Origin of the sequence: Pseudofrankia saprophytica (assembly GCF_000235425.2) — a bacterium.
Lineage (GTDB): Bacteria > Actinomycetota > Actinomycetes > Frankiales > Frankiaceae > Pseudofrankia > Pseudofrankia saprophytica.
This window is the reverse complement of the sequence record NZ_KI912266.1, coordinates 5131321-5143116: the sequence shown is the minus strand read 5'-3', so window position 1 is coordinate 5143116 and position 11796 is coordinate 5131321. Positions and strand designations below refer to the sequence as shown.

Sequence of the window (11796 nt, the reverse complement as noted above, 5' to 3'; positions counted from 1 at the left end):
GACGCCCGCGCTGCAGGCGGCGCGCGGCCGCGGCACCGGGACGGACGGGCGCCTCGCGTTCGCGTCGTTCTCCTCGCCGGTGCTGCTGCGCACCCCCGCCGGGCTGGATCTGGCGACGCTGGTCGCGGCGCTCACGACGGTCGTCGACCACCACGACGTCCTGCGGGCGCGCCTCGTCCGTTCGGACTCGTCCAGGCCGCTTCCGGACGGCGCGGCGGCGGCGGGTGCCGACGGCGGTCCCGCCTGGTCACTGGCGATCGCGCCGCCCGGCGGCGTCGAGGTCGGGCGGTGGGTCCGCCGGGTCGACGCGGCCGACCTCGCCGCCGGCGACGGCTTCGGCAGCGCGGGCGGGCACGCGCTGATCGCCGGGCTCGCGGCGGCCGCCAACGCCGAGCTCGACCCGGACGACGGGCAGACCATCCGCGGCGTCTGGCTGGACGCGGGCGACTCCCGCCCCGGCCGGCTGCTGTTGATCATTCATCATGCGCTGATCGACGGCGTGTCCTGGTCGATCGTGCTGGAGGATCTCGCGACCGCCGCGGCCGCGTTGGCGGCGGGCGCGCGGCCTCGGCTCGCGCCTGTCGAGGTCTCGTTCGCGGACTGGGCGAGCCGGCTCGACGAGCGGGCGCGGGCGGGCGAGACGGACCAGCGGCTGCCGTTCTGGCTGGGCATGTTCGACCGCGTCACGCCGGTGGCGTGGACGGCGTGCCCGGCCGACTCGGCCGGGCCGGGTCCTGACGATGACGAGCAACCCGCGGTGGTCACGGTGAGCCTGCCGCCGGAGCGGGCGGCGCCCATGCTGTCGACGGTTCCCGCCGCCTTCGGCGTCGGCGTGGACGAGCTCCTGCTCGCCGCGCTGTCCCTGGCCCTGGCCGACCAGACCCATCCGAACGGCGCCGGCTCGTCGGCGATGGTCGCCGCGGTGCAGGCCCACGGCCGCCAGGAGCAGGTCGTCGGCGACCTGGACCTGTCCCGCACGGTCGGCTGGCTCGCGGAGATCTTCCCGTTCCTGCTCGAGCGCGCCCCCGACGACGGCGCCGTCCTCGGCGACCGCTGCGTGGACGCCACGGTGGCCCGGGTGCACGCGCTCATGGGCGAGATCCCCGACGGCGGAACCGACTACAGCATGCTGCGCTACCTCGATCCGCGAACCGCGCCGCTCCTCGCGGCGGCGCCACCGCCCACGGTCTACCTGAACTACGTGGGCCGGCTGACGCGGGGTGAGGTAACGGACTGGTCGGTCGCCGCGGAGGACGAGGAACTGTTCGCCGACTGGAACGCGGAGGCGCCCGACCCGTTCCCGCTGAGCCTGATCGTCCGCGCCGTCGACGGCCCGGGCGGTCCCGAGCTCGGCGCGCGGTGGTCCGTGGGACCGGACGGTCCGCCCGCGGCGGTGCTGCGGGGTCTCGCGGACTCCTGGACGCGGGCGCTCGACGCCCTAGCGGCCCGCGCCGCCCGCCTGGGACGGCCCGCGCCCCCGCTATCCACACCCCCGCTATCCGCATCGGCGCCATCCGTCTCGGACGGCGCCCACTGAGCCGCCTCAACCAGGCCATTCCACATCCGAGCACATCAACCGAGCCACGCCATGACCACGGACCGGGACCGGCCCGCGGCTGACCAAAGAGAGAAACCACAGTGCGAGACAGGCTGAAACTCAGTGGGGTGAGCACGGCCGGCCCGACCGATGCGCACCGCGAGGAGATCCTCGACCTGGCCATCGGTCCGATGCCGGCGTGGGGCACCGCTTGCGCGCGGGACATGATCGCGACGCTGCGGTCCAGTACCGAGCCGTTCCCCTGCGTCTTCGCGACGGCCGCCGCGAACCGGGGCGGGCTGCGGTTCGGCTTCGTCGACGATCTTGACGACGAACGGACCTGGTCCGTGCTGCCGGACATACTCGCCACCTACCTCTCGGTCTACCAGTCGATATCGCGCAACACCTCCCTCGTCGTGTTCTTCGGGTCCGGCGGTGGGACGGCGGGCCAGCGCGCCGACGACGTCCTCGGGTACGAGCGGCGGTTCTGGTCGTTGCTGCGGTATCTGCACGACAGCGACGGCGAGCCCTGGCCGTCCGGCATCCCGACCGACACCGACACCCCGGGCTGGGAGTTCAGCTTCCGCGGCAGCCCGATCTTCGTCGTCTGCAACACGCCGGGCCACCAGCGGCTGCGCAGCCGGAGCAGCCCGGTCTTCAACATCACGTTCCAGCCGCGCTGGGTCTTCGAGGGGCTGGAACCGCACACCCCGCGCGGCGTCGCCGCCCGCAGGACCATCCGCGAGCGCCTGCGCCGGATGGACGAGGTCGACTCGACCCCGCTGCTGGGCTCGTACGGCGACCCGGCCAACCGGGAGTGGAAGCAGTACTTCCTGCGCGACGACGCCTCGGTCCCGGCCAGGTGCCCCTTCCAGGCCGGATCCGGCCAGGTCACGGCCGCGGTCGCGGCCGGGAGCGGGGGCGGCGAGCCGGGACCCCGCCTGTTCAAGGTGGTCGTCAACCAGGAGCAGCAGTACTCGGTGTGGCCCCAGGGGCGCCGCAACGCGCTCGGCTGGTTCGACACGCTCGTCACGGGGACCCGGCAGGAGTGCCTGGACAGCATCGAGCTGGCCTGGTCCGACCCGCGCCCACGCAGCCTCCGGCGGCGGACGCCGGGTGCCCCCGGGATCGACGGCGCGGCTGGGGGTGGCGCGATGACGCGCACCGGCCGGCCCGGCGGGCTCTCCACGGCGGACCCGGCATGGGATCGCGAGCCCGTCGCCGCGAGCTCCGGCTGACCGCGAACGAACCGGTCCACGCACCCAGCAGGACGAGGTAGGGCGCCCGTCTCCGGTCGCTCGACGTCGCTGACCAGCGCCTTTTCGTTCACCGTGGAACTGAAGGGAACACTGCCGATGGCCGCGAACCGGCCCTCCATCCAGGAGGCCAACACCGAGATCCGGGTCCTGGACGCCGAGTACAACCCGGTGCCGGTCGGCGGCGCCGGCGAGGTGTTCATCAGCGGGCTGCCGCTGGGCTGGTCCTTCAGCGGCGACCCGCGCCGGACGGCGGACCGTTTCGTGCCCGACCCGTTCAGCCCGGTGCCCGGCAGCCGGATGTACGCCACCGGGGACCTGGCCCGGCTGGGTGCCGACGGGGAGGTCGAGTTCCTCGGCTCGGTCGATGACCAGGACCAGCACACCAACCACCATCCCCGCCGGGAGAGGAAGCCGATGACTCCGGACCAGACGACGCTGGCCGAGCTCACCAGCCCGGACAGCCCACTCGACACCGCCGCTCCGGCCGGGTTCGACGACCTGGCCCGCCAGGTGGAAGCAGCCCGGCTTGGGCCGGGCGCACACGCGCTGGTGCGCTCGTTCGCGTCGAACCCGGCCTTCCGCCCGGCCGAGTGGGAGGAGCTGACCACCGAGGACGACCCGTACCGGCGACCGGTCCGCCCCGCCGACCTGGCCTGGCTGGACTACGGCAGGCCGCTGCGGCCCGAGGAGGTCCTGAAGCTGTCGGGGCTGCTCGGGCACCGGATGCTGCGCAACATCTACGACGCGGACCTGCTGTACCTGCCGCCGAACCGCAACCAGGCGGCCGAGCGCGACGCCGCGGACTTCTACGGCGAGGCGAACCGGCTGCGCGGCGCGCTCGCCCAGCCGGTCCTCGAACACCACCTGTTCTCGTACCTGTCGGCCCAGCGCCCCTCGCCGCCAGACGACGCGGGCGGCGCGAGCCTGGGCGGGCTCCGGCGCGCCCTGCACGGCTACTGGGAGGAACGCCGGGACCATCCGGGGGACGCGTTCGCGGTGCTGCGTGGCACCCGCGACCGGCGGGAGGCCGCGACGTTCGCGCTGCTGCAGCTCTCGGCGTACCTGCCGGCGGCGCGCGCGGCGACCGCCTGGGCTTCACTCGGCGAGTACGACCTCGCCCAGCCCGGCGCCAGGGCGCTGCTCCTCGGCGACTACCAGCGCTGGGTGGCCGGCTCGGCGGACTGGGCGGCGCTGCTCGCCGCGGCCCGGCTCACCCCGGGGGTGGGGGCGTACTGGCAGCTCTACCTGAACACCTCGCTGGCCCGCGGCAACCATCTCCACCAGCTGTCCCGGTCGCCGCGACGGCACGCGGAGCTGCTCGGCGCGTTCGTGCACCAGCGCATCGACGACGCGGCCGTCGCCGCCACCTGGGCGGACGCGGTCGAGGACGGCCTCGGCGAGCGGCCGGCCTTCTTCACACCGGCGCCGGCGGTGACCCCGGCCGCGCTCGACGACCTGGTCGACACGCTGCTCGCCCCGCTGCTCGCGCTGTACGGCGACGCGGCCCTGACCGACTTCCACGCCGGCTTCACCGACGCGGCGCACCTCGCCCGCCGGTGGGACCGGGACCTCGCCGAGCAGCTGGCCTGGGCGGACTCGATCGACGAGCACAAGGCGAAGGCCGAGGCCATCGACGCCTACCTCACGGCCGAGCGGATCGAGGTCGACCTGGACACGTTCGTCGAGTCCTGCGACGAGACGTCGACGACGCACGTCCACGACGAGCACCGGCTGGTCATGATCGAATCCGGGGACATGCACTTCTGGAACAACGTCACCCACAAGATCGAGCTGAGCGACGGTGACAAGATCCTGATCCCGAAGTCGCGCCTGCACGGGTCCACCGTGCTGTCGGGATCGTGCACCTACCACCAGCCGATCATTCCGGACGACATGTACCTGAGGTTCTGAGCACGCCCACGCGACCACGTCACCCAGGGCGCGGCGGGTGCTCGGCCGGTCATGGCCGTGGGAGATCGAGACTCTCCGTCCTGGAGAGCAGGATGGTCGCGCCGAGCACCGCGAGCAGGGACAGCACCAGGGCGGGCCACCAGCCCCGCCGGACCGCGTCCCCGAGAGCGGCGAGCCCCACGGCGGTGGGGACGACGACCTCGACCGACCACAGGGTCGCGGTCACGGACGTCACCTCCCCGCGCTCGAGCGCCTGGGCGTAGAAGTAGGTTCCGGCCACGCCGTACATCAGTACGGCGTAGGTCAACGGTTGCTCCAGCAGCCGCGGCAGCCCGGTCGGCTGGCCCTGCAGAACGCGCGCGCCGAGGGCCGCGCCGGAGTAGGCCAGCCCGGCCAGGACCGCGAGGCCTATCGCCCTGGCTCCGCGGGCCACGACGGCCAGCACCAGGAGCGCCGCCGCGCCGGCGACGAGACCTAGCCGGACGGCGTCGCTGCTCGTCGATGCCGGCTGGTGCCCACCGCAGCCGGCCAGCACGACGAGCGCCGCGACCAGCACACCGACCGAGATGGCGGCCGACCGCCGCAGTGGCAGGCGCAGCACGGCGAGGCCCAGCACGGCCGTGACGGCGAGGGAGCCCGCAAGGATCGACTGGACGACGAACAGCGGCAGGTGCCGCAGGGCCAGCAGCGACAGCAGCCAGGCGGCGCCGTCGCAGAGCAGCCCGATGACGTAGGCCGGGCTTCGCAGCAGTTCGCTGACCGCGGCGCTGCGACTGGCCGCCCGCGCCTGCAGCACGCTGCTGCCGCCGTACAGGACGGCCGCCGCGCAGGCGGCGGCCAACGACCAGACGAATGCGATCACGGGCGGCCGACGGGAGCCGGCGGGGCGAGCCGCCGCTGGACCTTCTCCCGCACGTCCTCGGCGAGCAGGCTCGTGGCGCCGGCGAGGGCGGGGAGCCCGTCGGGCTCGGTCGTGAGCGCCCGGAAGACCTGCCCGACGGTTACCCCATGGCCTGGTCGATGCAGGACGTCGACGCGGTCCCCGGCGGCGACGTCTCCTTCGCTCAGGACCCGCAGGTACGCGCCGGGCGTGCCGCGCCGGATGAAACGCGTAATGAGGTCGGGGACGTCCCAGAATCCGGCGAACACCCGGCAGGGTATGCGCGGCGCCGTCACCTGAAGCACCGCTGACCCGATCGCCCAGGTCTCGCCGATCTCGGCGCCGGTGACGTCCAATCCCGACGAGGTCAGGTTCTCTCCGAAACTGCCGGGAGGGATATCGCGGTCAAGAGTGCTCGCCCACCAGGTGAAATCCTCGTGCGCGTAGAGGTATGCCGCGCGGTCGACGCCGCCGTGAAACGTGAGGTCGCAGATCGTGTCCCCGAGCAGGCCGACGCGGCCGACCCGCACGGGCCCGCTGGCGGGACGCTTGTCGATCCCGCTCCGGCCCTGCCGCCCGGTCCACGCCTCATTTCGGACGACGGCGAGATTGACGGCAAGAAGACTCCCCAACGGAAACCCCAATGTCCGCGATGAATGACCTCGAACAAGGCTGATGAATGACCTCAGGCAGAGGCTACGGTCTTGCGGCCGGGCGGGGGCGATGCCGCGCGGTGACCACCCGGTCGGCTGGCATCTGGGGACATCCGTGATTGCCCGAGCCGTGTTGGTTAGGTAAGGTTTACCTTGTGTAGGTAAGCCTTACTTGCTACGCTGTCCCGCGCGCCAGGGTCGCCCTGGCCTCCGCCGCCCTCGGGAGCCGGCCGCCCGCGTGCCGGGACGGACTGGATCTTTCCCGCTGACCGATGGGAATGATGGTGAGCTCGCGTTCTGGTGACGGTGTGTCGTCACCTCGGCCGGTCGACGAACCGGCGACGCTCCAGGACCTCAACGACTTCAGCGGGCCCGTCACGGTCACGACCGTCGTGGACCAGTTCACGGCTCAGGTACGCGGTACGCCGGAGGCGACCGCCGTCGTGGCTCCCGGGGTGCGGCTGACGTACCGGGAGTTCGGGGCGCGGGTGTTCCAGCTCGCGCGGGTGCTGCGTGCCCGGGGCCTCGGGCCAGAGGACATCGTCGGCATCCGGCTGGTCCGGTCCGCGGAGATGGTCGTCGCGCTGCTCGCGGTCATGGTCGCCGGCGGGGCGTTCGTCCCGATCGAGCCCGGGTGGCCGGACCAGCGGCGCCGGCGGGTGCTGGCCGACGCGCGGGCCCGGCTGATCGTGACCGACGCGGACGCGGCGGCGGCATCCGGCGAGTTGGCGGACGGGGGCATGGTTGACGGCGGGTTGGTTGACGGGGTGCCGGCGGTTCCGGTCGACCTGAGCGCCTGGTCCTGGGGCGCCGAGTCGGCCGAGCCGCTCGACCTGCCGATTCCGCCGGCGGCGCTGGCCTATGTGATCTTCACGTCCGGGTCCACCGGCGCTCCCAAGGGGGCGATGATCCGGCATGAGGCGATCGCCGAGCGGCTGCGGTGGCAGGTGGCGGACCTGTTCGGCTTCGGCCCGGACGACGCGTCCCTGTTCAAGGCGCCGCTGTCGTTCGATATCTCGATCAACGAGATCCTGCTGCCGCTGGTCTGCGGCGGCCGGCTGGTCGTCGCGGAGCCGGACGGCGAGCAGGACCCGGGATATCTGGTCGACCTGATCGAGGACGAGCGGGTCACCTTCGTCTACCTCGTGTCGTCGATGCTGGACGTCCTGTTGGAGGCGGCGGAGGGCACGGACGCGCTGGCCTCGCTGCGGCATGTCTGGTGCGGGGGAGAGGTGCTGACGCCCGCGCTCTTCGCCCGGTTCCGGGCACAGCTCGGCACCGCGATGTACCACGGCTACGGGCCGGCCGAGACGACGATCGGCGTCTCCCACGTCATCTACAAGGACAGCGCCGAGCGTCTCGCCGCCTCGATCGGTCGGCCCAACCCGCATACCCAGCTGCACGTCGTCGACGACACGCTGGCCCCGGTGCCGGACGGCGAGGTCGGCGAGCTGTACGTGGCCGGCTTCCTGCTCGGCCGCGGCTATCTGAACAACGGGCCGCTGACCGCCGCGCGCTTCGTCGCGGACCCGTTCGCCGGTGGCGGCGCGCGGATGTACCGGACCGGGGATCTCGCCCGGTGGAACGGCGCCGGCTGGCTGGAGTTCGTCGGCCGGGCCGACAACCAGGTGAAGATCCGCGGGATGCGGCTGGAGCTGGAGGAGGTGGAGGCGGCCCTCGCCACCCACCCCCGGGTACGGCGGGCGGCGGTCGTGGTGTCCCGCGACGCCGCCTCGCCCCGGCTGCTCGCCTTCGTCGTCCCCGACGCCGACGGGGGCGCCGCCGACCGCCCCGCGGGCACGCCAGTGCCGGGGCCAGCGTCGGCGCCGGGCGCCGCGGAGGGGGCGGCCCCGGGCGGGTCGTTCTCCGACGAGGTGCTGGCGTGGTGCGCCGACCTGCTTCCCCAGTACATGGTGCCGAGCGCCGTGACCGTGCTCCCCACGCTCCCGGTCACCGCCGGCGGGAAGGTCGACCGCCGGGCGCTGACCGAGCAGGCCGCGGCGGCCGGCCGGCCGCGCGCGACGGCCGACGGACGGCGCTGACGGCGTCCCAGGTCGACGAGCCGCGCGGTCCCCACCCGCGACCGCGAGCCAGCCAGGCTCGCGGCCTGACCCACGGAAACGAGAACGAGTGCGAAACAGACTGAAACTCATCCCGGCGGCGTTGCTGGCCGTCATCGCGCTCGCCCTCGCGGCCGGCTGCGGCGGCAGCGACGGGGGCGACGGGGGCGACGACACGGTGGCGCCCGCGAGCGCGGCGGCGGGCAGCTTCCCGGTCACGCTGAAGGACAAGTTCGGTACCGCGGTCGTCCCGGAGCAGCCCAAGCGCATCATCGCGCTCAGCTACGAGGAGGACACCCTGGCGACGCTCGGCATCACGCCGATCGCGTACGCGAAGAACGAGTACAAGCCCGACGGCGTCTTCCCGTGGCTGACGGGGAAGGTCGACCTGTCGAAGAGCACCGCGCTCGACACCGCGGGGGACCTGAACCTCGAGCAGATCGTCGAGCTGAGGCCCGACCTGATCCTGGCCACGAACTTCTACGGCCTGGCCGACTACTACGACCGTCTGTCCAAGATCGCGCCGACCGTGGGCTTCACCGACGACGCCGGCATCGCGACCTGGCAGGAGAACAGCACCATCATCGGCAAGGCCGTGGGCCGCGAGGCCGACACCGCGGCGGCGATCGCGGCGACCGAGAAGGTCATCAAGGACACCGCGACCGGCCTGCCCGGCCTGGCCGGCAAGACGTTCAGCTACTCCTTCTACTACGAGCCGGGTGGTCTGGCGGTCATCGACGACCCGGAGACGGTGTCGGTCCAGCTCTACGCCGAGCTCGGTATGAAGCTCGCGCCGGGCGTCACGGAGAACGTGGTGGACCGATCGCTGAGCATGGAGAAGCTCAGCGCGTTGGACGCGGACTTCCTGCTGATCGGCTACGCGACCCCGGACCTGAAGACCGAGATGGCCGGCAACAAGCTGTTCACCGAGATCCCCGCGGTCAAGGCGGGACGGGCCCTCGAGGTCGACGCCTTCACGGCGGGTGCCGTGAACAACCCGACCATCCTCAACATCCCGTGGCAGCTCGACCAGCTCAAGCCGACCCTGGCCAAGGCCGCCGCCACCAGCTGACCCGGCGGAGCGGAACTCGCGTGGCCTTCGCCGCGCGAGTTCCGCTGGCCAGCGCGCCGACGAGTCGAAGCAACGCGATGATCTGGCGCCGGGACGGTCACGTCGCCGCGGGTGCGGGATCCGTCTCTCGCTCGGTACCGGTACCGGTCTCGACCTTCGGCTCGGCTCCTGGTTCGAGCCGGGGAAGGATGCGGTCGAGCCAGCGTGGGAGCCACCAGTTGGCTCGGCCGAGCAGGAACATGGTCGCCGGTACGACGACCAGCCGGATGAGGGAGGCGTCGATCAGGACGCTGACACCCAGGCCGAGGGCGATCATCTTGATGACGACGTTGCTGGAGAGCAGGAACGCGAGAAAGACGCTGGTCATGATGAGGGCCGCGCAGGTGATGACGCGGGCGGTGGCGGCCAGTCCGTCGGCGACGCTGCGGGTGTTGTCGCCGGTGGCGAGCCACCGCTCGCGGACCCGGGACAGCAGGAACACCTCGTAGTCCATGGACAGCCCGAACACGATGGCGAACATCATCATGGGCACGTAGGACTCGACGGGCACCTTCTCGCCGACACCGAGCAGCGACCCGCCCCAGCCCCACTGGAAGACGGCGACGACGACGCCGTAGGCGGCGCCGATCGAGAACAGGTTCAGCACCGCGGCCTTCAGCGCGAGGAAGGGGCTGCGGAAGCTGACGAGCAGCAGCAGGAACGCCGCGGCGATGACGACGGCGATGATGACCGGGAGCCGCGCCGCGACCTGGTCACGGAAGTCGAGGCTCGCGGCGAGGTTTCCCGTGACGTAGCCGTGACTGCCAGTTCCGGCGAGCACGTCGGGCAGTGTGTGGTCGTGCAGTCGGGCGAGCAGCTGGTCGGTGGCCACGTCCTGCGGGCGCGTACTGGCCACGACGGTGGCGATGAGCAGCGACCCGTCCGTGGTGGTCCTCGCCGGGGTGGTCGTGGCGACGCCCGGTGTGTCGGCGAGCGCGCGGTCGAGATCGGTGGCCACCGCGGCGGCCGGCGCGCCGTCGGCGAGCTGGACGACGACGGCGAACGGGCGGTTCGCGCCTGGTCCGAACCCGTTGCTGATGGCGTCGTAGGCGCGGCGACCGGTGTAGGAGGTCGGGTCGGCCCCTGCGTCGACGTGGCCGAGCGTCATCGACAGCATCGGGACCGCCAGTACCGCCAGCACGGCGGCGCCGGCGCCGAGGAAGCGCCAGGGGTGGCGACCCACCCTGGCCGCGTACCGATGCCAGCCCGTGTCGCCCAGGGCGCCGCCCGCGGTGCCCTCGGCCACCGGGCGGCGAACCCGTAGCCGGTCGATGCGCGGCCCCGCCAGTCCCAGCAGCGCCGGGACCAGCGTGGTGGCGGCCAGCGCCGACACCGCGACGGTGATCGCCGCCGCCAGGCCGAGCTTGCCGATGAACCCGATGCCGGAGGCGAACAGCCCGAGCATGGCGATGACCACCGTGCCGGCCGCGATGAGCACCGACTGGCCGCTGGTGGCGACGGCGCGGGCGGCGGCCTCGATCGGCTCGACCCCGTCCATGACGAGCTGGCGGTGCCGGGTGGCCAGGAACAGGGCGTAGTCGATCCCGACCCCGAGTCCGATCATGATGCCGAGCGTCGGTGACACGGAGGCGAAGGTGGTGGCCGATGCGACGATGCCAAGGACCCCGATGCCGGTCCCGACGCCGAGCACAGCGGTGAGGATCGGCAGCCCGGCCGCGTAGACGCTGCCGAACCCGACCAGCAGGACCACGATCGCGACGACGATGCCGATGACCTCCGAGACCGCCTCGTTGGCCTTCGGCCGCGCGGCCTGGCCGAGGACACCGCCGTAGTCGACGTCGACGCCGGCCGCCCGCACCCCGGCGACCGCCCGGTCGACGGAGGCGAGGTAGGACGGGCCCAGGATCCTGGGGTTGACGTCGAAACGCACCGTCGCGTACGCGGTACGGCCATCCCTCGACGTGGTCGCCGCGGCCAGCGGGTCGCCGACGGCGAGGACGTGCGGCAGCCTCGCGACGTCGTCCGTCGCCGTCGTCAGCTGGGAGGAGAATGACCGCAGCGTGGCGTCCTGGATGGTGAAGACGAGCTGCCCGGTCAGGCCACCCGCCCGCGGCTCGTGCGCCCTGAGCAGGTCGGCACCCTGCTGCGCCGACGAGCGGGGCAGCTGGAAGTCGTCCGAGTAGTGCCCGCCCGCGGCGCGATGACCGACCGTCGCGGCGACGAGGAGCGCGATCCAGGCGGCGAGCACCCACCACCCGTGACGCGCACAGAACCTGCCGAGGCGGCCCATCGAACCCGGCCGAGCTTCCGTCACGAGCCACACCGTAGGTGCCGGGCGGGCGGTTTGTTCCACCAGGGCACCGTTCGCCCACCCTCGACCGTGCCTGTGCCCGTGCCCGTGGCCGGCCGCGTGGAGATGCCGGT

At 72.8% G+C, this 11796-nt stretch carries 8 protein-coding genes; 5 read left to right on the top strand and 3 right to left on the bottom strand.

From position 1 onward, the window contains the following. The 3 genes from FRCN3DRAFT_RS45625 to FRCN3DRAFT_RS45620 form a co-directional block, all read left to right on the top strand. Positions 1-1537: condensation domain-containing protein (locus FRCN3DRAFT_RS45625; RefSeq protein ID WP_035925050.1), on the top strand; the 1537-nt coding region annotated here is incomplete at its 5' end. A 128-nt stretch (positions 1538-1665) separates the two neighbouring features. Beyond that, complete coding sequence (locus FRCN3DRAFT_RS0221730) at positions 1666-2775, top strand: YqcI/YcgG family protein (RefSeq protein WP_232794109.1); 1110 nt, start codon at positions 1666-1668, stop codon at positions 2773-2775. Between the two features lie 117 nt (positions 2776-2892). Then, positions 2893-4707, top strand: coding sequence for an AMP-binding protein (locus tag FRCN3DRAFT_RS45620; RefSeq protein ID WP_007517219.1), 1815 nt, complete (start codon positions 2893-2895; stop codon positions 4705-4707). Between the two features lie 49 nt (positions 4708-4756). Here FRCN3DRAFT_RS45620 and FRCN3DRAFT_RS0221720 read toward each other — a convergent pair whose 3' ends face one another. Then, positions 4757-5569, bottom strand: a complete 813-nt coding sequence (locus FRCN3DRAFT_RS0221720) for a hypothetical protein (protein WP_007517221.1) — start codon at positions 5567-5569, stop codon at positions 4757-4759. Then, on the bottom strand, positions 5566-6117 hold the full coding sequence (locus FRCN3DRAFT_RS0221715; RefSeq protein WP_232794108.1) for an MOSC domain-containing protein: 552 nt from the start codon (positions 6115-6117) through the stop codon (positions 5566-5568). Before FRCN3DRAFT_RS0221715 ends, FRCN3DRAFT_RS0221720 begins: the two co-directional genes overlap by 4 nt. 431 nt (positions 6118-6548) lie before the next feature. On the opposite strand from FRCN3DRAFT_RS0221715, the gene FRCN3DRAFT_RS0221710 reads away from it, so the two are divergent. After that, positions 6549-8282: an amino acid adenylation domain-containing protein gene (locus FRCN3DRAFT_RS0221710; RefSeq protein WP_232794107.1), complete on the top strand. Its 1734-nt coding sequence runs from the start codon at positions 6549-6551 to the stop codon at positions 8280-8282. A gap of 88 nt (positions 8283-8370) precedes the next feature. Further along, positions 8371-9372 (top strand): iron-siderophore ABC transporter substrate-binding protein, encoded by a 1002-nt coding sequence (locus FRCN3DRAFT_RS0221705; RefSeq protein ID WP_007517230.1) that lies wholly within the window; start codon positions 8371-8373, stop codon positions 9370-9372. 97 nt (positions 9373-9469) lie between these two features. Here the strand turns inward: FRCN3DRAFT_RS0221705 and FRCN3DRAFT_RS45615 are convergent, their stop codons facing one another. Next, on the bottom strand, positions 9470-11686 hold the full coding sequence (locus tag FRCN3DRAFT_RS45615; RefSeq protein WP_232794106.1) for an MMPL family transporter: 2217 nt from the start codon (positions 11684-11686) through the stop codon (positions 9470-9472). Positions 11687-11796: the final 110 nt, after the last annotated feature.